Genomic DNA, 18,987 nt, shown 5'->3' on the forward strand with positions numbered 1-18,987 from the left:
CAGGAGCGCCGGGTGCCGTGAAAGCAGGGGCTCAGGGCAGCAAGCCCACCCGCCCGCTGTCGAGATCGAACCGCGCGGCAGCGACCTCGGCAGAGGCGAACGCCGGGTCCGCCCGGATAACGTCCCGCACCCACGCCGCGTGGGCCCGCACGGTGTGATCGCCCCAGTCCCCGGGCACCGCCCGGGTACGCCGCGCCGCAGGCGCGATCTCGTCCACCAGCAGCCGCAGATGCCCTGGCACGGGCGCCCCGTCACGCAGATGCGAGAGCGTCGCCGCAACGGCCCCGCACCGCTCGTGCCCCAGCACCAGCACCAACGGAATGTGCAGAACCTCGACCCCGTACTGGATGGACCCGAGCACCGCCTCGTCCAGCACCTGCCCGGCGGTCCTTATGCAGAGCAGGTCCCCGAGCCCCTGGTCGAAGACCAGCTCGGGCGGCACGCGGGAGTCGACGCACCCGACGACGACCGCGAACGGATGCTGCTCGGCGGCCAGGACATGCCGCCGAGCACTCCCTTCGTGCGGATGCCGGGGGCGCCCGGCGGCGTACCGCCGGTTGCCCGCGAGGAGCTCGGCGAGGGCCGCGCGAGCGGTCGTCGGGTGCGGAGGGGGAGGAGGACTTGGACGCGGACGTGGATGCGGCGCGGCGGCGGCCGAAGCGGTCGGGGTCGCGGTGAGCGCGGCGGTGGTCGCCGCCAGAAAGGCCCTGCGGTTCGAGGGCATGACGCTCCCTCAGGAGTTGTGCTTGTAGCGCCCAATTACGGTACGCACGTGCACGCTCACCCTGGGTGCGCGTTTAACGACACTTGACGTATTCGTCGTCAGATCATCGCCGCCGCGATACCGGCCCTTGATCGGCAAACCCGGGCGCTTCAGGCGGCCGGGGTGTCCAAGGGGCGCAGCTCATCGGCGTACGAGACGGAGATCCTGCGCATCAGGCCGTCCTCGGTGATGTCGTACTGGCCCAGGCGCCACAGCGGCGGCGAGTACGCGTGGATCGAGACCGCGTCGTCGGTCGCGCCGGTGAGCCGGTGGATGTGCTCCGGGCCGAAGCAGAACGACTCGCCAGCGCCGACCGTGACGGACAGATGGCTGCCGCCTATGCGCGGGTTGGACTCGTTCAGCGCGCCCTGGACGACGGCGACCGCGCCGGAGGAGATGTCGTGGTCGTGCCAGCCGGTGTCGTTCTGCCGGGTCCAGCACAGCAGCCAGACGTCGACGTACTCGTCGCGGTACAGCGACGCGTAGTGCCGCTCCTCGTCGGAGAAGGCGACCTGTTCGCGCCACAGGTCGGGGCGGACGGCGAGGTCGTCGACGAGTGCCTGGAGCTCGCGCTTGTCGAGCGCGCGGTCCGGCAGGGCCTCGTACGTCATGGGTGGCTCCCTTCGTGTCGGTGTCCGCCGCGCGGCATGGCTCGGGCGGGGCCGTGCAGCAGGCGGGCGGGGTTGGCGGTGCGCAGGGCGTGGACGGCGGCGTCCGCGCCGAGGTCGGGGATGACGGGGGTGGCGTAGGGGCGGTCGCTGCCGCTGACGACCACGTCGATGCCGACGGCGCGGACGAGCGCGTCCACCGCGCGCGTTCCGTAGGACGAGGTCTCGTAGAAGGCGTCGAAGTCGACTTCGCCGCGCCCTCCGCCGCGGGCCGCGAACCGTTCGCCGTGCAGCGGGGCCAGGCCCGCGAGGGCGGCGAAGCAGACGCGCAGGCGCGGGTGCCGGGCGCGGCCGAAGGCGCGGAAGGCGAACCAGGACGCGTGCATCTGGTGGAGGTAGGGGACCAGGGCCGGCCACCAGGGCGGGGCGTCGGGGGTGGGAGGGGTCGCGCCCGGGTGGATGAAGAGGGGTTTGTCGTGGCGGGTGAGGACGTCGAGGAGGGGGGCGCAGTGGTGCCAGCCCGGCGCGTCGAGGAGGGCGGTGGCGGGGAGTTGGAGGCCGGCGCAGCCGCGGCTCAGTTCGCGTTCGACGGCCTCGGGGTCCGGGGCCGACAGGCAGGGTGAGGCCCAGACGCCGAAGGGTGGGGGCAGGGTGAGGGCGCCGTCGTGGAAGGCGTCGAGCAGCGGTACGGCTTCGGCGGGCGGCAGGTACTCGATGCCCAGCGGGCTGGAGAGGGACACCAGGGCCAGGTCGAGGCCGTCGGCGCGGGTCAGCTCGGTGCGGGCCGCGATGTCGTGGTCGGCCGGGTCGACCTCGTAGGGCGGCTCGCCCTCCAGGTGCAGGGTCCAGCCGTCGAGGTACGGCGGTGTGGTGCGGGCGCGCAGCAGCTCGACGAAGGCGGGCGGCCAGATGTGCTGGTGGACGTCGGTGGGCACGCGGCGGTCCTTGGGCAACTGGAGGGAGTAGGGAGTGTGGTTAACCGCTTCACTTATGCGGTTAACTTAAGCGGTTAACAAGGTGGTGTGTCAAGTGCGCGCCCAGGGAGTCGACGGTGCGGGGACGGCGCCGCGTGCCCACAATGCGGACGGCGCCCGGTAGGCTTCCCGGCATGGCCAGGCCCAACAAGCGCACCACCCTCCGGGAGGTGGCCGAGGCCACGGGCCTCTCCACCGCCGCCGTCTCCTACGCCCTGCGCGGCAAGCACGTCTCGAAGGAGACCGAGGAGCGGGTGCGCAAGGCCGCCGCCGAACTCGGCTACGAGGCCGATCCCATCGCCCGCGCCCTGGCCAGCGGCCGCACCAGCATGGTCGGCGTCCTCGCGGGCGACCTCCAGGACCTCTGGCAGCAGCAGCTGATGGCGGCCATCGGCCGGGAGCTGCTGGCCGGCGACCGCTACGCGCTGATCCTGGACGCGGGCGGCGACCCCGACCGCGAACTGGTCCTCGCCAAGCAGCTGCGCGACCAGCGCGTCGACGCGCTGCTGGTGTCCCCCGTCAACCCCTCCGCGGAAGGCTGGTCCGCGATCGCCGACGCCCTGCCGGTGGTGGCCGTCGGCGACTCCCTGAGCGCCGCCCGCACCGCCGGGCAGGTCATCTTCGACAACCGGGCCGGCATCGACGCCGTACTGGAGTACCTGTACGGCCTCGGCCACCGCCGGGTGACCGTGCTGACCCCGACCCGCCCGAGCACCCCGGACCGCCCCGCCGACGTCTACGTCCGCGAGGCCGCCGACCGCCTCGGCCTACGAGCCGAACTCGTCCCCTGCCCCCAGGAGCTGACCGAGGCGACGGTGGTCGCCCGCCGCGTCCTGGACGGAGCGCGGCCCGCGACGGCCGTCTTCTGCTTCTCCGACTCCCTCGCGTACGGGGTGTACGCCGCTGCCGCCGAGGCCTCCCTCGAAGTCGGCCGCGACGTCTCCGTCGTCGGCTTCGACGACCACCCGGTGTCCCGGGTCCTCACGCCGCCGCTGACCACCGTCGACTGGGGCCTGGCCGAGATCGCCGCCGAGGCCGCCCGCCTGACCGTCGCGGCGATCGAGGGCAAGCGGGTGCGGAAGAAGCGGATTCTCTGTGCGCCGCGGATGAGTGAGCGGGGGTCGGCGGTGCGGGTGTAGGGGCCTGGGTTTCTTTCGCCCCCTCCGCCCCTACCCGTCCCTTCCTGGGGGCTCCGCCCCCAGAGCCCCGTATCGCGCTTCGCGCTCGTCCTCAAACGCCGGACGGGCTGGACTCGCTCACGCCAGCTTCTTCCCCTTCAGCCAGGCCTCTGCCACCTCGTCCGGGTCCTTCTTGTCCTTGTCGACCAGGCGGTTGAGCTTGGTCAGTTCCTCCGAGGTGAGGACGTTGCCGAGGGTGGCCAGGGCCTTGCGGACCTTCGCGTCGGCCTTGCGGGAGGCGATGAGGGGGACTATGTGCTGGGACGGGATCAGGTTCAGGGGATCCGTCAGGACCACCCAGCCGTTCTCGATGACGTCCACGTCCGTGGTGAAGACGTTGGCGACGTCGATGTCGCCCTTCTTGAGGGCTCCCTTGACCAACGGGCCCGAGGAGTCGAGGGACTTGAACTCCTTGAACTCCACGCCGTACTTGTCCTTGAGACCCACTACGCCGACGACTCGCGTCTTCATCTCGGCCGCGGCGCCGAGGATCAGCTTGCCGTTGGCTTTGCGGAGGTCGGCGAGGGAGGTGAGACCGTACTTGTCGGCGGTCTCCTTGGTGACGGCGAAGCTGTCGCGGTCCTCTGCGGCCGCGTAGGGGAGGACTTCGAGGCCGCTGGGGAGCACGGTCGTGAGGGTGTTCTGCATCGCACCCGCCTCCGTGTCCGTGGCCTTCTCGTCCAGGTAGAGGAGAAGGCTGCCCTGGTACTCGGGGAGCAGGTCGATGTCGCCGCCCTTGAGCGCGGGGACGACGATCTCGCGTGAGCCGAGGTTCGGGCGGACCTTCGTCTTGACGCCCGCGGCTTCGAGTACGCCCGCGTACAGGTAGCCGAGGATCTGGTTCTCGGTGAAGTTGGCGGTGCCGATGGTCACGCCGCCGGCGCTCGATCCGGAGCCGCCGCTGCCGGCGTTGCCGGAGCCGTCGAGCGAGGTGATGCCGCTGCCGCAGGCGGCGAGGGCGGGGACGGAGGCCGCGGCGAAGAGGCCCCCGAGCAGAGTCCTACGGTTCATGGTTCTTCGGCTCCTCAGTGGGCTGCGGCGGTACGGCGGTGGCGGAACAGGAAGCGCTGGAGTCCGGCCAGCGCCAGGTCGAGGACGACGGCGACGACGGCGACCAGGGTGGCGCCGCCGAGGACCTGGACGAGGTCGCGCTGGGCGAGGCCGTCGAAGACGTACCGGCCCAGGCCGCCGAAACTGACGTACGCGGCGATCGTGGCGGTGGACACGACCTGGATGAGGGAGAGGCGCAGGCCGGTCATGATCAGGGGGAGGGCCAGGGGGATCTCCACCTGGAACAGGACCTGATGGCCGCGCATGCCCTGGCCGCGCGCCGCGTCCTTCACCTCCGGGTCCACCGCGCTCATGCCCGCGTAGGTGTTGGTGACGATGGCCGGTACGGCGAGGACGACCAGCGCCACATACACCGACCACATGGACAGGCCGCTGATCAGGAAGACCAGGACGACCAGGCCGACCGTGGGGAGCGCGCGGCCGAAGGACGAGAGGTTGATGGCGAGGAACGCGCCCTTGCCCGTGTGGCCGATCAGCAGGCCCAGCGGGAGGGCGATGGCGGCCGCGATGAGCGTGGCGAAGAGGGAGTACTCCAGGTGCTCGGCGATGCGGTGGGCTATGCCGTCCGTGCCGGCCCACTGGTCACCGCTGACCAGCCAGCTTCCGAGGTTCTTGAAGAGTTCGTACATCAGGCTCGCCGCCTCGTCCACGGGGTGAGTACGTACTGGATCGCGACCAGCAGCGCGTCCGCGACCAGGGCGAGCAGCAGGGTCAGCACGACACCGGCGACGACCGGGGTCGGGAAGTTGCGCTGGAAGCCGTCGGTGAAGAGCTGGCCGAGGCCGCCGTCGCCGATGTAGGTCGCCACGGAGACCAGGGAGATCGACATGACCGTGGCGATCCGGACGCCCGCCATGATCACCGGGAGGGCGAGGGGGAGTTCGACGGTCAGGAGCGTGCGCAGGGGGCGCGTGCCCATCGCCTTCGCCGCCTCCTTCGTCTTCGCGGGGACCGAGTCGAGGCCCTCGACCGTGTTCCGGAGCAGGACCACCAGGGAGTAGATCGTCAGGCCGATGACCGTCGTCGTGCGGGTGAGACCGCTCACCGGCAGCAGGAGGACGAAGATCGCGATCGACGGGATCGTGAACAGGACGTTCGAGAGGCCGAGGAGCACGCCGCGCAGGGGGCGGATCCGGTGGGCGACGACGGCCAGCGGGAGCGAGATCAGCAGGCCGAAGAAGACGGCCGAGAGCGCGGCCTGCAGATGGGAGAGGGTGAGCGTGGTGAGGTCGTCCGTGTGGTCGCCTATCCACGACCAGTCGATGGTCATGCGGGCACGCTCCCTTCCGTGTGGGCGCGGCCCGCGTGCTCGTGGATCTCGTCGCGGGAGGAGACACCGGTGAGGACTCCGGACGCGTCGACCCGGGCTATCAGGCCGGTGGGGGAGGCGATCGACTCGTTGAGGGCCGCCAGCAGGGAGTCGGTGTCGCGGAGCGGCCGTACGAGGATTTCGGCGCCCTTCGACGTCCAGTGCAGCGGCTTGCGGGCCTCGTCGAGTACGAGGGTCCAGGCGCCGCCCTCGGGGGCCGGGCCCTGCGGCACGTCCGCGAGGGTCTTCAGCGAGAGCAGCTTGAGGCCGCGCTCGGCGCCGAGGAAGTCCGCCACGAAGTCGTCCGCGGGGCGGGCCAGGAGTTCGGCGGGCGTCGCGCACTGCACCAGATGGCCGCCGGTGCGGAAGATCGCGATCTGGTCGCCGAGCCGGACCGCCTCGTCGATGTCGTGCGTGACGAAGACGATGGTCTTGCTCAACTCCTTCTGCAGGCGCAGTAGTTCGTCCTGGAGCTGGGTGCGCACGACCGGGTCGACCGCGCCGAACGGCTCGTCCATGAGCAGGACGGGCGGGTCGGCGGCGAGCGCGCGTGCGACGCCGACGCGCTGCTGCTGGCCGCCGGAGAGCTGGTGCGGGTAGCGCTTGCCCGCGTCGGCGGCGAGGCCGACCGTTTCGAGCAGCTCGGCCGCCCGCGCCCGCGCCTTCTTGCGTCCCCAGCCGAGGAGCAGCGGCACGGTGGCGATGTTGTCGAGCACCGTGCGGTGCGGGAAGAGCCCCGACTGCTGGATGACGTAACCGATGGAACGGCGCAGTTCGGCGGCGTCCTGCTCCAGGACGTCCTTGCCGCCGACCCGGATGGTGCCGGAGGTCGGATCGACCATCCGGTTGATCATCCTGAGGGTGGTCGTCTTACCGCAACCGGAAGATCCGACGAGGACGGTCACGCCGCCTTCCGGCATTTCCAGGGAGAGGTCGTGGACGGCCGTCGTGCCGTTCGGGAAGCGCTTGTGGACCGTATCGAACTGGATCATGAGGTGTCCCTTGCCCGGTCTGCATATCGTCATGCAGAGTTCTCTGTACCTGAATAGGTTGTCAACGGTCCGGCGTTAATCGCTGGTTACTTATGACCGCCAGGCAAGATCCAATGTCCGGTTTGAGGGGAGTTTGGGCTCTATGTCGTCTCGGGATGTGGACACGCCGAGTGCGGTGGCGGCGGACCTCGTGGTTCTGGACGGGGTCAGCACCGGCGTCGCGGACGTCGTGCGCCTCGCCGACGGGACCGCGCGGCCGGTCCCTGGCACCGATGCGATGAAGCGCGTCGAGGAGTCCTGGGACGCGGCCCGGCAGATCGCCGCGACCGGCCGCGTCTACGGCCGTTCCACCGGAGTCGGCGCCAACCGGAACGAGGACGTACCCACCGAGGCCGCCGCCGAGCACGGCCTGCGCCTGCTGCGCAGCCACGCCGGCGCCATCGGCGAGGAGCTCCCCGCCCGCCAGGTCCGCGCCATGCTCGCCGTCCGCGCCAACCAACTGCTGGCCGGCGGAGCGGGGCTGCGGCCCACCGTCGTCACGGCGCTGTGCGAGGCGCTGGAGACCGGGGCGTACCCCGTCGTGAACGAATTCGGATCCGTGGGCACCGGCGACATCGCGGCGCTGGCGCAGGTGGGGCTCGCGCTCGTGGGGGAGCACCCCTGGCGGCGGCCGGAGGGCGGGCACTGCCTCGAGGACCTCGTCCTGGAGGGCGGGCGCTCCCCGCGGGACCTCGTCCCCGCCCCCCAGCCCCTCGACAACAACGACGCCCTCGCGCTCATCAGCAGCAACGCGCTCACGCTCGGACAGGCCGCGCTCGCGCTGCACGAGCTGCGCGGGCTGATCGCGGCCACCCAGGTCGTCGCCGCGCTGTCGCTGCTGGCCGTCGACGGGTCGCACGAGGCGTACGCGGCGCCCGTGCACGCCGCCCGCCCGCACCAGGGGTCGGTCGAAGTGGCCCGGCGGATGCGGGAGTTGATCGGCGCGGCGGACCGGCCGACGCCGCCGCTCGGACGCATTCAGGACCCGTACGGCTTCCGGTGCATCCCGCAGATCCACGGGCCCGCGCACGACGCGGCGGACGCGCTGGAGGCCGTCCTCACGGTGGAGATCAACGCCGCCGCCGAGAACCCCCTCATCTCACCCGAGGACATGGCCGCGTACCACCACGGCGGCTTCTACCAGGCCCAACTCGCCCTTGCCCTCGACCACTTCAGGCTCGCAGTCACCCAGGTGGCGCGCCTGTCCACCTCCCGGCTCTCCACGTTGAACGAGCCGGCGTACACCCGCCTGCGCCCCTTCCTCGCCGACCACGAGCCCGCGTCCTCCGGCGTGATGATCCTGGAGTACGCCGCCGGGGCCGCCCTCGGCGACCTGCGGGCCTTCTCCGCGCCCGCCTCGCTCGGCCACGCTGTACTCTCCCGGGGCGTCGAGGAGCAGGCGAGCTTCGCCTCGCTCGCCGCGCGTCAGACACTGCGGGCGTGCGGTGCGTACCGTCTTGTCGTCGGCTGTGAACTGGTCGCCGCCGTACGGGCGCTGCGCCAGCGCGACCTGCGGCCCGAGCCGGAACTGCCGGTGGGCCGCGCGTTGGAGCTGGCCGAGTCGGTACTCGACCCGGAGCAGGCCGACCGGCCGCTCACGGACGATGTGACGGTGGCGGCCGCGCTGCTCGACCGGTTCACGGACATCTGGAGGGGGAGCACGTCATGAGCGTGGAGGGGAACACGGGCGTGGACGGGAACGCGGGCGTGGACAGGAGTGTCGCGGTGACGGACAGTCCCGCCGCGCGGCTGCAGACGCTGTTCGAGGGGCACCGGCTGACGCCGACCCAGCGGCGCATCGCGCACAGCATGGTGCGGCGCGCGGCCGACGTGCCGTTCCTGTCCAGCGTCGAGCTGGCCGAACTCGCCGGGGTCAGCCAGCCGTCCGTCACCCGCTTCGCGGTCGCGCTCGGCTTCGACGGCTACCCGGCGCTGCGCAAGCACCTGCGCGAGGTCGCGCCGGCGGAGCAGGCGACGGACTCGGGGTCGTACAACGAGTACCAGCAGGCCGTCGAGGCCGAGATCGAGAACCTGAAGCACCTCGCCGAGGTGCTCGCCGACCCGCGCCCGGTCGCCAAGGCGGGCCGCCTGCTCGCCGCGTCCCGCCCGCTCCCGGTACTCGGTCTGCGCGCCGCCGCCTCCCAGGCGTACGGCTTCGCGTACTTCGCCGCCAAGGTCCACCCCGACGTACGACTGCTGCACGAGGGCGGCACGATGCTCCACGACCGCATCGACGCGGCGGTCCGGGCCGGGGCGACCTCCTTGCTGTGCTTCGCACTGCCCCGCCATCCGCGCGAGGTCGTCGACTCCCTCGCCTACGCGAAGGAGGCCGGCCTCACCGTCGTCACCGTCGCCGACTCCGCCTTCGCACCGGTGGCCAAGGTGTCCGACCTCCTCCTCCCCGCCGCCGTCGGCACCGGCCTCGCCTTCGACACGGCCTGCGCCCCCATGCTCCTCGGCCGCGTCCTCCTGGAGGCCATGTGCGACGACCTGCCGGACGCCCAGGCCCGCCTGGAACAGTTCGACGTGCGGGCTGCGGCGCGGGGGTTGTTCGTGGAGTAGGCGGGGGGTGCTGGGCGGGGGCTCGCGGGGGCGAGTGCCGCGTGCCGCAGGGTTTGGTGTCGTTGGGGCGGGCATTGCTTGCCGCGGGTTGCGGCGTCCTGGCGGCGGGCGTCGCGTCCTGCCTCGCTCTTCGCGCGTCCCGCGTGCTGAGGGCGTCGCGTGCCGTGGGGTCTGGCGCCGGCGTCGCACGCTGCCGTGAGCCGTGAGCCGTGAGCCGTGAGCCGTGAGCCGTGAGCCGTGAGCCGTGAGCCGTGAGCCGTGAGCCGTGAGCCGTGAGCCGTGAGCCGTGAGCCCCGCACCCCGAACCGCCCGCCGTGCGGGCGGGCCGTGCGGGTCGCGATCGGTGGGGGGCCTCGGTGGGCGGGTCGGGCTCTCAGATTCGTCTCACCTTTGGTCGCTAGCGTGCGCGCCCGTAGATGCGGTAAACGCTTGGGCACGCTAGGCATGTCTGTAGACGCGAAGGCGCTGGACGGGAGGCGGATCGTGGGGCGCGGAGGGCAGGGGCTGGCTCGGGTGGCCGTCGTCGTGAGGGCCGGGGCGGCACCGTTGTGGTGGTGCGGGGTGTTCGCGGCCGGGGTCGGGGTGCTGGTGCCGGGGCTGACCGGGCGCCGGATCGGGGTGATGGCCGGGGCCGCGCTGTTCATCGTCGCGGCCACCGTGGTGGCGTACTGGCGCAGGAAGCGGTACGCGGCCCTGGTCCGTTCCGCCGCCCGCGCCGGTAAGCACGACGTGCTCCAGGACCGCGCCGTGACGGTGCGCAACTGGCGCCGGGGCCACCGCTGGTGGCTCGTCCTCGCCTTCGTGGCCGCGCTGGGCAGCTCGTTCGCGGTGCCCGCCGCGGGCGGCATGCTGCTCGCCGGTGCGGGCGTCGGCCTGTGGCTGAAGGCCGGCTGGCTGGGGCGCCGCGAACGCGCCGAGGAGGCGCTGATCTGGGTGCGCGTCGACTGGCTCGGCCGACGCGCGGGCGCCCCCGTGGGCAAGCCGGTCAAGGCCTGCCGGGCCACCGGCGTCGCGGCGGGCGACGCCGCGCCCGGCGGAGCGCGGCGCCGCTGACGGCGGCGAAGAGCACCTGCTTGCCCGCCGGAGCGGACCTGCTCGCTACACCTCCAGGTCCGCTTCGATCTTCTTCAACTGGTGCCTGGCCATCGCCAGGTTGGACCGCTTGGAGTCGAGCACCACGTACAGGAAGAGGCCGTTGCCGCCGCGCCCCTTGATCAGCCGGATCAGGTGGTACTGGTCGGACAGCGTGATCAGGATGTCCTCGATCTCGCCCTTCAGCCCGAGGTGCTCCATGGTGCGCAGCTTGGCGCGTACGACGTCGGTGTTGCCGGCCGCCGCGACGGTGAGGTCGAAGCTCTTGCTGCCGCCGATCGTGCCCAGCGCCATTCCGCTGGTGTAGTCGACGAGGGCGGCTCCGGTCGCGCCCTCGATGGATGCCAGCGCCTCTTTGAGCGCGGTTTCGGTGTTGGCCATGGTGCCGTGTTTCCTTTCAGCTTTCCGATGTGGTCGGGGTGTTGGTGGTAGGGGATGTGGTGGTGCGCGCGGGTAGTGCGCCGCGCGCCGTGCGGGTCCGCGAAGTGCCGGAGGCGGTCTTCGCGGACGCCTTGGCCGGAGCGACCGGTTCGCCGCGCGCCGTCGCGGCGTCGACGAGCTCCCCGATCCGGGTGCCGGAGCGGCGCCCCTCCAGATGCAGCCGGCCGACGTTGACCCGGTCCTGTGCCAGCAGGGTCAGCACGGCCGAGGCGCCCGCCGCGTACGTCGCCACATAGCCGTCGACGCCGCGCACGAGCAGCTCGCGGAAGTCGCCCTGCCCGGTGGCGTCCGCCATCCGCACGGCGACCCCGAGGGCGGCCGCGGTGAGCGCGGCCAGGCCTTCCGGCTCCACGCCGGGGGTGTCCTGGGCGAGGACGAGACCGTCGACGCTGGCGGCGAGCGCCCCGGTCAGCTGGGGCACGCGCGCCCTCAACCGGTGGAGTTCGTCGAGGACTTCGGGCTCCGCCGACATCAGCAGTCTCCTCTCGGCACGCTGTCGCAGCGCGCGGATCACAGGGCCTCCCGCGGTTTGGGGCTCACAGGGCCTCCAGCGCGTCTCGGAGCCGCCGCAGCAACGCGACGTCGGGATCGGCGGAGGGCTCGGTGAGCACACTGGGTACGGGAGGCGGCTGCGCCGGGGTCGCTGCCGTCACGAGCCCGGCGGCGGCCAGTCGGCGCAGGTCGACCAGGGTGTGGAACGCGGGCCGCCCCAAGGCGAGCGAGACCTCCGCCGCGGTGCGTACGCCGTCCACCCGGCCGAGTACGGCTTCCTGGCGCAGCGGGACCGATGGCCCGGCGGCCAGGCGGGAGCGCACCAGCGGCGCGGTGTCCGTCGCCGGGTCGGGCCAGATGCGGTGCAGCAGCTCGCGGCGGCGCACGGTCTCGCGCTCCAGCGCGGCCACCGGCACGGGGCGGACGGGGCCGAGCCAGTGCGCGGCCCCGTACCGGAAGCGGGTCGGGGTGCTGCTCGGCCCGAGCACGAAGTACGCCGCGTCGTACAGCGAGCCCAGGTGGCACAGCTCCAGCGCGCCCTCGGCGATCCGGCCGCTGTCGACCAGGAAGCGGCCCACCCGGCGCCGCGCCCCGGCCGCGGCGACGGCCTCCCGCCACACCTCGGCGTCCAGCACGCCGCGGGCGGCGAACAGCACGTCGAGCCCTGGTGTGGCGGGGCTCTCGGCGTGCACCACCTCGCCGTCGGCGAGGTAGAGCGTGCCGCGCTCGCGGATGAGGACGCCGGTGGCCCGCTCGGCGGCGAGCCGGCTGAGCATCGGCGACACGCCGCCCGCGGTGCCCGCCGCTCTGTCCCGCAGGGGGAGCCGGGGCGGCGGAGGTGTCCTGACCGTCGTCATCCCAGCACCAGCCGTCCGGCCATCTCGCCGAGCCGGATGCGGGCCAGCGCGAGATTGCCGTCCGCGCGGGCCAGCCACAGGTGCAGGAACACGCTGCTGTCGAAGGTGGTCCGGACGAACCGCAGCAGGTGGTAGCTGTCGCGGTTACTGATGATCAGGTCCTCGACCGGTGTCTCCCGCTCGGACCAGTCGGAACCGTCGGCCGGGGCGAACGCCCGGTGCTCCGCGGCAAGCCGGGCCAGCTCGGCGGCCTCCGCCGCGGTCGTCTCGTGGTCACCGCCCGGCGCGTCCCCGACGGTGCCCAGGGCCAGGCCGCTGGTCCAGTCGACCACCGCGGCACCCCGGGCACCGGGCAGTGTCATGGCTTCCAGTAGGCACTCGTCGATTCCGGGCACCGTGTCTCCCCTCCCGCCAAGGGTTCGGCCGAGTGACGCCGAGGTTACGCACCGTGTGCGCGAGGGGTGAGGGTTCTGGCATTTCCCTGTGGAACATGCCCCGGGGTGACTAAGGTGGGTCAACTGACCATATTTTCCGGCCTGTTGAAACCGCCCTGGAGGCTTGCCCGGAGCTAAAGCCCCGTGAGCGCCGACGAGTGGGCCCCGCCCGACTCCGCGACGATCTCGTCGAGGGTCTGCGGCTCCCGTACGACCGCGAACCGCACCCCGCCCCGCCCGTCCGGCGCGAAGCCGTAAATGCCCGGTCGGACAAGGGAGTTGTACGCGTAGTGGTGGGCGAAGTAGTACGCGCCCGTGTCCAGCGCGGCCGCGTAGTCGCCCTGTTCGAGCAGCGGCAGCGCGCGCCCCTCGGCGAGGAGGTCGCCCGCGAAGCAGGCGGGGCCCGCGATGTCCTGCACGACGTCCGGTCCCGGCTTGGGGTGGCCCTTCGCGTCGTACGCGGCGATCCGCAGCGGCCAGGCCGCCGGCGCGTACACGGTGCGCGCCGCCACCTGTACCCCGGCGTGTGTGACCGCGACCGCCCGGCCCCCGGCGGACTTCGTGTACTCGACCCGGGCGAGCACCGTCCCGTGCTTGGCGAGCAGCGACCGCCCGAACTCGGTGACCAGCCCGTACCGCCCGTCGAAGAGCCCGGGCACCACCTCGGCGAGCAGCCGCGCGTACTGCGCGTACGTCGGCGCCGTCGCCTCGGAGCCGAAGTTGACCGGCAGACCGCCGCCGATGTCGATCGTGTCGATCTGCCGCCGCCCGAGGCGCCGGTTGATCTCCTCGGCCAGCGCGTACGTCTCCGCCACGCCCTGCGCCATCAGCGACAGCGGGATGCCCTGCGACCCGGAGTGCGCGTGCAGCCGGGTCAGCCAGGGGCGGTCGGCATACGCCCCGACGAGCCACTCGCGCGCCCCTTCGTCCCGCAGTGCGACCCCGAACTTGGAGGTCGCCGTGGCGGTGGACAGCGCCTCGATGGAACCCCCGCCGACCTGCGGGTTCACCCGGATCCCGATCGGGGACCGGGTGGCCGCGGAGCGCACCATCGCGTCGATGCGGTCCAGCTCCTGCGGGTTGTCCGCGTTGACCGCGATCCCCAGCGCCAGCGCCTCGCGCAGCTCGGCGGGCGTCTTGGCGGGGGAGTCGAGCACGGTGCTCTCCGGCGGTACTCCGGCCGCCCGCGCGAGGGCGAGCTCTCCGGGGCTCGCCACCTCCGCGCCGATGCCCTGCTCGTGCAGCAGCCGCAGGACGGGCACGAGCGGGGTCGCCTTCACCGCGAAGGCGTGCAGCACGGGGGTGCCGGGAGCGGTCACCGCGTCGAAGGCGGCCCGCAGGGCGACCGCCGAGCCCCGGATGCCGACGACGTCGAGGAGCGCGACGATGGGGCTTCCGGGCCCGAGGAGTCCCTGCTCCACGGCGGCCCGGACGGCGTCGTCTCGCCGGACGACACGTTGCGCGTCCGGTTCACCGCCGCTGCCGGATCCCTTGCCGGACATCCCGGATCCACTACCGCCGGCAACCCCGGATCCACTGCCGGAAAACACTGCTGTCCCGTCCGCCCCGTCGCTCACCGGATCCCCCGTCCTGTCCCTGTCTGCGCCCATACATCCCAGCCAAACACCCACGACGTGCCCGCGCTGGCCGATGCACCTATTGACTAGCTCTATTCAAGAAGTCAGGATGTGAATATCTACTGCAACAGTCCGCAACAGTCCGCTGGACTACTGCAACAGTCCGATGGAACAGTCCGCTAGGAGGCAGACCATGTCAGGACCCCGCCCCGTCCGAGCGCCGCGCGGTACGGAACTGAGTGCCCTGGGATGGCAGCAGGAAGCCGCCCTGCGGATGCTGCAGAACAACCTCGACCCCGAGGTCGCCGAGCACCCCGACAAGCTCGTCGTCTACGGCGGCACCGGCAAGGCCGCCCGCGACTGGCGCTCCTTCGACGCCATGGTCCGCACGCTGCAGACCCTCAAGCAGGACGAGACGATGCTCGTCCAGTCCGGCCGCCCCGTCGGCGTCATGCAGACCCACGAGTGGGCCCCGCGCGTCCTCATCGCCAACTCCAACCTGGTCGGCGACTGGGCGAACTGGGAGGAGTTCCGGCGCCTTGAGCAGCTCGGCCTGACCATGTACGGCCAGATGACCGCCGGGTCCTGGATCTACATCGGCACCCAGGGCATCCTCCAGGGCACGTACGAGACCTTCGCCGCCGTCGCCGCGAAGAAGTTCAACGGCACGCTCGCGGGCACGATCACCCTGACCGCCGGTCTCGGCGGCATGGGCGGCGCCCAGCCGCTCGCCGTGACGATGAACGACGGCGTCGCGATCTGTATCGACTGCGACCCGCGCGCCATCGAGCGCCGCATCGAGCACCGCTACCTGGACGTCAAGGCGGACTCCCTGGAGCACGCCCTCCAGCTCGCCGTCGAGGCCCGCGACGCCCGCCGCCCGCTCTCCATCGGCCTGCTCGGCAACGCGGCGGACCTGCTGCCCCGCATGCTCGCCGAGGGCGCCCCCATCGACATCGTGACCGACCAGACCTCGGCCCACGACCCGCTCTCCTACCTCCCCGTCGGCGTCGACTTCGACGACATGGCGTCCTACGCCGCGAAGGACCCGGCCGGATTCACCACCCGCGCCCGCGAATCGATGGCGCGTCATGTGGAGGCCATGGTCGGCTTCATGGACGCCGGCGCCGAGGTCTTCGACTACGGCAACTCGATCCGCGGCGAGGCCCAGCTCGCCGGGTACGAGCGGGCGTTCGCCTTCCCCGGCTTCGTCCCCGCCTACATCCGCCCCCTCTTCTGCGAGGGCAAGGGCCCCTTCCGCTGGGCGGCCCTGTCCGGCGAGGCCTCCGACATCGCCAAGACCGACAAGGCGATCCTCGACCTCTTCCCGGAGAACGAGTCCCTGCACCGCTGGATCAAGATGGCCGGCGAGCGCGTCCACTTCCAGGGCCTGCCCGCCCGTATCTGCTGGCTCGGCTACGGCGAGCGGGACAAGGCCGGCGAGCGCTTCAACGACATGGTGGCGTCCGGGGAGCTGGCCGCGCCGCTCGCGATCGGCCGCGACCACCTCGACTGCGGTTCCGTCGCCTCGCCGTACCGCGAGACCGAGGCCATGCTCGACGGGTCCGATGCGATCGCCGACTGGCCGCTGCTGAACGCCATGGTGAACGTCGCCTCCGGGGCCTCCTGGGTCTCCATCCACCACGGTGGCGGTGTCGGCATGGGCCGCTCCATTCATGCCGGCCAGGTGTCCGTCGCCGACGGAACCAAGCTCGCGGGCGAGAAGATCCGGCGTGTGCTGACGAATGACCCCGGGATGGGGGTCATCCGTCATGTGGACGCCGGGTACGACCGCGCCGACGAGGTCGCCACCGAGCGCGGTGTGCGCGTTCCCATGCGGGAAGGCGAGTCCGCGTGAGCCAGCACGATTCCGCGCCTGCGGCGCGGGGCGGCAACCCCCCGGTGGGGGCTGGTGCCTCGTCGCCGGCTGCCGGTGCGGCTGCGGCTGACCGTGGCCCACAGCCTGCGGCGGCTGGTGGGGCGGCCGCCGGGCCCCGGCCCGGCGCCTCCTTTCACGAGATGTGGCGTGAGCTCAAGCTCATCGGGCTGCACCCGGAGTCCGGTGGCTACCGCAGGTTTGCCTGGACTCGGGCCGATGCCGAGTGTCGGGCGTGGTTTCGGGCGCAGGCCGAGGCTCGGGGGCTCAGGTATGAGCTGGACCGGAACGGGAATCAGTGGGCGTGGCTGGGGGACCCGGCCGAAGGGGACGCCGTTGTCACGGGGTCGCATTTGGACTCCGTGCCCGACGGTGGGGCCTTTGACGGGCCCCTCGGGGTCGTGTCGTCCTTCGCCGCGCTGGACGAACTGCGCGGCAGGAACGTGGAGTTCAGCCGACCCCTCGCCATCGTGAACTTCGGCGACGAGGAGGGCGCCCGGTTCGGGCTGGCCTGCGTCGGCTCGCGGCTCGCCGCCGGACAGCTCACCGTCGAGCAGGCGCACAAGCTCACCGACGCCGAGGGGATCACCCTTCCGCAGGCCATGGCAGCCGCAGGCTACGACCCCGACACCATCGGGCCGGACCCGGAGCGGCTCGGCCGGATCGGTGCCTTCGTCGAGCTGCATGTCGAGCAGGGGCGCGCCCTCGACCTGAGCGGCGACCGGGTCGGTATCGCCAGTGCCATCTGGCCGCACGGGCGGTGGCGGTTCGACTTCCGGGGCGAGGCCAATCACGCGGGAACGACACGGCTCGTCGACCGGCGCGATCCCATGCTGTCGTACGCCGAGACCGTCCTCGCGGCCCGCCGCGAGGCCCAACTCGCGGGCGCCGTCGCCACCTTCGGCAAGATCTCCGTCGAGCCGAACGGCGTGAACGCCATCCCCTCCCTCGTCCGCGGCTGGCTCGACTCCCGCGCCGCCGACCAGTCGGCCCTCGACACGGTCGTCACCGGCATCGAGAAGGCGGCCCGCGAGTACGCGGACGCGCACGGTGTCGAACTCGACGTCGTCCGTGAGTCGTTCACCCCCGTCGTGGAGTTCGAGCACGCCCTGCGCGACGAGCTCGCCCGCATCCTGGGCAAGGACAAGGAGCAGGGGCTGACGGTCCCCGTCCTGGGTACCGGTGCGGGACACGACGCCGGAATCCTCTCCGGCACCGTCCCGACCGCCATGCTGTTCGTACGCAACCCCACGGGTGTCTCGCACTCCCCGGCCGAGTACGCCGCCGAGGACGACTGCCTGGCCGGGGTGACCGCACTCGCCGACGTACTCGAAGGGCTGGCCTGCAGGTGACGCAGACGTACTGGCTGGAACACGCCTGGCTCGACACCCACGTCGAGCCGGGCGTGGCCCTGACGGTGTCGACCAGCGGCTCCGCCGCGGGGGCAGCGGGGCGCATCACCGCCGTGCGCACCGGCGTCGGTGCCCCGCCCCCGGGCGCCGTAGTCCTCCGCGGCCTCACCCTCCCCGGGCTCGCCAACGCGCACTCGCACGCCTTCCACCGTGCCCTGCGCGGCACCGTCCAGGTCGGCTCCGGCACCTTCTGGACCTGGCGCGAGGTCATGTACTCCTTCGCGGACCGGCTGACCCCGGACACTTACCACGCGCTTGCCCGCGCGGTGTACGCGGAGATGGCCCTCGCGGGCGTCACGGCGGTCGGCGAGTTCCACTACGTGCACCACGCCCCCGGCGGCACCCCCTACGCCGACCCGAACGCGATGGGTGAGGCGCTCATCGCGGCCGCCGCCGACGCGGGGATCCGCATCACCCTCCTCGACACCGCCTACCTCTCCTCAGGCTTCGGGCAGCCGCCCAACCAGCACCAGTTGCGCTTCTCCGACGGCACGGCCGATGCTTGGGCGGAACGCTGTTCAGTTCTCAAGGACCGGGATCACGCTCGGATCGGTGCGGCCATCCACTCCGTACGGGCCGTGCCCGCCGGGCAGTTGGCGACGGTCGCGCACTGGGCCGAGGAGCGGCGGGCCCCGCTGCATGTGCATCTGTCCGAGCAGACGGCGGAGAACGACGCCTGCCAGGACACGCACGGGTGCACGCCCACCCGGCTGCTCGCCGACCACGGTGTCCTCGGCCCGCGCACCACCGGCGTCCACAACACGCACCTCACGGACGAGGACATCGCCCTGATCGGCGGCTCCGGGACGGGCACCTGTATGTGCCCCACCACCGAGCGCGACCTCGCCGACGGCATCGGACCCGCCGTCGCCCTCCAGCGAGCGGGCTCGCCCCTCTCGCTCGGCTCCGACAGCCACGCCGTCATCGACCTCCTCGAAGAGGCCCGCGCGATGGAGCTGAACGAGCGCCTGCGCACCCGCACCCGCGGTCACTGGACGGCGGCCGCCCTCCTGCGCGCCGCCTCCGCCGACGGCCACGCGGCCCTGGGCTGGGACGACGCGGGCATCCTGGAGGCGGGCGCGCTCGCCGACTTCACGACGATCGCCCTCGACTCGGTCAGAACAGCGGGACCGGTGCCGCGCCTCGGTGCCGAGACGGCCGTATTCGCCGCGACGGCGGCCGACGTACGCCATACGGTCGTGGGCGGCCGGCATGTCGTACGCGACGGCGCGCACACCCTCGTACCGGATGTGCCGACAGCGATCGCGGACGCCGTCGAAGCCCTGCGCGCCTGACGCCCACCCGCAGGC

Annotated in this window: 19 protein-coding genes; 7 read left to right on the plus strand and 12 right to left on the minus strand. The window is 72.3% G+C overall.

The annotated features are described in order from the left end of the window. Positions 1-31: 31 nt before the first annotated feature. The 3 genes from ACFY0T_RS30350 to ACFY0T_RS30360 form a co-directional block, all read right to left on the minus strand. The gene (locus ACFY0T_RS30350; RefSeq protein WP_388877351.1) at positions 32-724 is read right to left on the minus strand and encodes a carbonic anhydrase; all 693 of its coding nucleotides are present in this window, start codon (positions 722-724) and stop codon (positions 32-34) included. Between the two features lie 149 nt (positions 725-873). After that, positions 874-1,374, minus strand: coding sequence for a cysteine dioxygenase (locus ACFY0T_RS30355; protein ID WP_388877354.1), 501 nt, complete (start codon positions 1,372-1,374; stop codon positions 874-876). Further along, positions 1,371-2,306 carry an amidohydrolase gene (locus tag ACFY0T_RS30360; RefSeq protein WP_388877357.1) on the minus strand — a complete coding sequence of 312 codons (936 nt, stop codon included), beginning with the start codon at positions 2,304-2,306 and terminating at the stop codon, positions 1,371-1,373. Before ACFY0T_RS30360 ends, ACFY0T_RS30355 begins: the two co-directional genes overlap by 4 nt. 173 nt (positions 2,307-2,479) lie before the next feature. Between ACFY0T_RS30360 and ACFY0T_RS30365 the strand changes: the two genes are divergently transcribed. Further along, positions 2,480-3,484, plus strand: a complete 1,005-nt coding sequence (locus ACFY0T_RS30365; RefSeq protein WP_388877359.1) for a LacI family DNA-binding transcriptional regulator — start codon at positions 2,480-2,482, stop codon at positions 3,482-3,484. A gap of 117 nt (positions 3,485-3,601) precedes the next feature. Here the strand turns inward: ACFY0T_RS30365 and ACFY0T_RS30370 are convergent, their stop codons facing one another. Genes ACFY0T_RS30370 through ACFY0T_RS30385 form a run of 4 tightly spaced genes read right to left on the minus strand, consistent with a single transcriptional unit; the run spans position 3,602 to position 6,895 of the window. Next, positions 3,602-4,534, minus strand: a complete 933-nt coding sequence (locus ACFY0T_RS30370; RefSeq protein WP_388877361.1) for an ABC transporter substrate-binding protein — start codon at positions 4,532-4,534, stop codon at positions 3,602-3,604. 14 nt (positions 4,535-4,548) lie between these two features. Then, positions 4,549-5,223: an ABC transporter permease gene (locus ACFY0T_RS30375; protein WP_388877562.1), complete on the minus strand. Its 675-nt coding sequence runs from the start codon at positions 5,221-5,223 to the stop codon at positions 4,549-4,551. Then, a complete protein-coding gene (locus ACFY0T_RS30380; protein WP_388877364.1) occupies positions 5,223-5,864 on the minus strand; it encodes an ABC transporter permease in 642 nt (213 codons plus the stop codon). The genes ACFY0T_RS30375 and ACFY0T_RS30380 overlap by 1 nt, the downstream gene beginning before the upstream one ends. Beyond that, positions 5,861-6,895, minus strand: a complete 1,035-nt coding sequence (locus tag ACFY0T_RS30385) for an ABC transporter ATP-binding protein (RefSeq protein WP_388877368.1) — start codon at positions 6,893-6,895, stop codon at positions 5,861-5,863. Before ACFY0T_RS30385 ends, ACFY0T_RS30380 begins: the two co-directional genes overlap by 4 nt. Positions 6,896-7,037: 142 nt before the next feature. Here ACFY0T_RS30385 and ACFY0T_RS30390 point away from each other — a divergent pair, with 142 nt between their 5' ends. The 3 genes from ACFY0T_RS30390 to ACFY0T_RS30400 all read left to right on the plus strand — a co-directional run bounded on the left by ACFY0T_RS30390 (position 7,038) and on the right by ACFY0T_RS30400 (position 10,549). Beyond that, entirely contained in the window at positions 7,038-8,603 is a 1,566-nt protein-coding gene (locus tag ACFY0T_RS30390; RefSeq protein WP_388877371.1) for an aromatic amino acid ammonia-lyase, read from the plus strand. Continuing rightward, positions 8,600-9,496, plus strand: a complete 897-nt coding sequence (locus tag ACFY0T_RS30395; protein WP_388877374.1) for a MurR/RpiR family transcriptional regulator — start codon at positions 8,600-8,602, stop codon at positions 9,494-9,496. The genes ACFY0T_RS30390 and ACFY0T_RS30395 overlap by 4 nt, the downstream gene beginning before the upstream one ends. A 444-nt stretch (positions 9,497-9,940) precedes the next feature. After that, positions 9,941-10,549, plus strand: coding sequence for a hypothetical protein (locus tag ACFY0T_RS30400; protein WP_388877377.1), 609 nt, complete (start codon positions 9,941-9,943; stop codon positions 10,547-10,549). A gap of 45 nt (positions 10,550-10,594) precedes the next feature. Here the strand turns inward: ACFY0T_RS30400 and ACFY0T_RS30405 are convergent, their stop codons facing one another. The 5 genes from ACFY0T_RS30405 to ACFY0T_RS30425 all read right to left on the minus strand — a co-directional run bounded on the left by ACFY0T_RS30405 (position 10,595) and on the right by ACFY0T_RS30425 (position 14,314). Continuing rightward, positions 10,595-10,969, minus strand: a complete 375-nt coding sequence (locus ACFY0T_RS30405) for a hypothetical protein (RefSeq protein ID WP_388877380.1) — start codon at positions 10,967-10,969, stop codon at positions 10,595-10,597. A gap of 16 nt (positions 10,970-10,985) precedes the next feature. Continuing rightward, positions 10,986-11,501, minus strand: coding sequence for a roadblock/LC7 domain-containing protein (locus ACFY0T_RS30410; protein ID WP_388877383.1), 516 nt, complete (start codon positions 11,499-11,501; stop codon positions 10,986-10,988). Positions 11,502-11,565: 64 nt separating this feature from the next. Further along, positions 11,566-12,297, minus strand: a complete 732-nt coding sequence (locus ACFY0T_RS30415) for a transcriptional regulator (RefSeq protein ID WP_388877565.1) — start codon at positions 12,295-12,297, stop codon at positions 11,566-11,568. A 77-nt stretch (positions 12,298-12,374) separates the two neighbouring features. Then, positions 12,375-12,773 carry a hypothetical protein gene (locus ACFY0T_RS30420; protein ID WP_388877386.1) on the minus strand — a complete coding sequence of 133 codons (399 nt, stop codon included), beginning with the start codon at positions 12,771-12,773 and terminating at the stop codon, positions 12,375-12,377. A 173-nt stretch (positions 12,774-12,946) separates the two neighbouring features. Beyond that, entirely contained in the window at positions 12,947-14,314 is a 1,368-nt protein-coding gene (locus ACFY0T_RS30425) for a diaminopimelate decarboxylase (RefSeq protein WP_388877388.1), read from the minus strand. A gap of 268 nt (positions 14,315-14,582) precedes the next feature. On the opposite strand from ACFY0T_RS30425, the gene hutU reads away from it, so the two are divergent. The 3 genes from hutU (at position 14,583) to ACFY0T_RS30440 (ending at position 18,972) form a co-directional block, all read left to right on the plus strand. Beyond that, entirely contained in the window at positions 14,583-16,247 is a 1,665-nt protein-coding gene (hutU, locus tag ACFY0T_RS30430; protein ID WP_388877391.1) for a urocanate hydratase, read from the plus strand. Between the two features lie 161 nt (positions 16,248-16,408). Next, the gene (locus ACFY0T_RS30435; RefSeq protein WP_388877393.1) at positions 16,409-17,617 is read left to right on the plus strand and encodes an allantoate amidohydrolase; all 1,209 of its coding nucleotides are present in this window, start codon (positions 16,409-16,411) and stop codon (positions 17,615-17,617) included. After that, positions 17,614-18,972 (plus strand): formimidoylglutamate deiminase, encoded by a 1,359-nt coding sequence (locus ACFY0T_RS30440; RefSeq protein WP_388877396.1) that lies wholly within the window; start codon positions 17,614-17,616, stop codon positions 18,970-18,972. Before ACFY0T_RS30435 ends, ACFY0T_RS30440 begins: the two co-directional genes overlap by 4 nt. Positions 18,973-18,987: the final 15 nt, after the last annotated feature.

It is taken from the genome of Streptomyces sp. NPDC001530 (genome assembly GCF_042894545.1).
Lineage (GTDB): Bacteria > Actinomycetota > Actinomycetes > Streptomycetales > Streptomycetaceae > Streptomyces.

Bases quoted from the DNA above. Each gene is read 5' to 3' on its own strand.
- hutU (WP_388877391.1), top strand. From the start codon at position 14,583: ATGTCAGGACCCCGCCCCGTCCGAGCGCCGCGCGGTACGGAACTGAGT.
- ACFY0T_RS30385 (WP_388877368.1), bottom strand. From the start codon at position 6,895: ATGATCCAGTTCGATACGGTCCACAAGCGCTTCCCGAACGGCACGACG.
- ACFY0T_RS30375 (WP_388877562.1), bottom strand. From the start codon at position 5,223: ATGTACGAACTCTTCAAGAACCTCGGAAGCTGGCTGGTCAGCGGTGAC.
- ACFY0T_RS30370 (WP_388877361.1), bottom strand. From the start codon at position 4,534: ATGAACCGTAGGACTCTGCTCGGGGGCCTCTTCGCCGCGGCCTCCGTC.
- ACFY0T_RS30380 (WP_388877364.1), bottom strand. From the start codon at position 5,864: ATGACCATCGACTGGTCGTGGATAGGCGACCACACGGACGACCTCACC.
- ACFY0T_RS30405 (WP_388877380.1), bottom strand. From the start codon at position 10,969: ATGGCCAACACCGAAACCGCGCTCAAAGAGGCGCTGGCATCCATCGAG.
- ACFY0T_RS30365 (WP_388877359.1), top strand. From the start codon at position 2,480: ATGGCCAGGCCCAACAAGCGCACCACCCTCCGGGAGGTGGCCGAGGCC.
- ACFY0T_RS30435 (WP_388877393.1), top strand. From the start codon at position 16,409: ATGTGGCGTGAGCTCAAGCTCATCGGGCTGCACCCGGAGTCCGGTGGC.
- ACFY0T_RS30355 (WP_388877354.1), bottom strand. From the start codon at position 1,374: ATGACGTACGAGGCCCTGCCGGACCGCGCGCTCGACAAGCGCGAGCTC.
- ACFY0T_RS30425 (WP_388877388.1), bottom strand. From the start codon at position 14,314: ATGTCCGGCAAGGGATCCGGCAGCGGCGGTGAACCGGACGCGCAACGT.
- ACFY0T_RS30395 (WP_388877374.1), top strand. From the start codon at position 8,600: ATGAGCGTGGAGGGGAACACGGGCGTGGACGGGAACGCGGGCGTGGAC.
- ACFY0T_RS30350 (WP_388877351.1), bottom strand. From the start codon at position 724: ATGCCCTCGAACCGCAGGGCCTTTCTGGCGGCGACCACCGCCGCGCTC.
- ACFY0T_RS30410 (WP_388877383.1), bottom strand. From the start codon at position 11,501: ATGTCGGCGGAGCCCGAAGTCCTCGACGAACTCCACCGGTTGAGGGCG.
- ACFY0T_RS30390 (WP_388877371.1), top strand. From the start codon at position 7,038: ATGTCGTCTCGGGATGTGGACACGCCGAGTGCGGTGGCGGCGGACCTC.
- ACFY0T_RS30415 (WP_388877565.1), bottom strand. From the start codon at position 12,297: ATGCTCAGCCGGCTCGCCGCCGAGCGGGCCACCGGCGTCCTCATCCGC.
- ACFY0T_RS30400 (WP_388877377.1), top strand. From the start codon at position 9,941: ATGTCTGTAGACGCGAAGGCGCTGGACGGGAGGCGGATCGTGGGGCGC.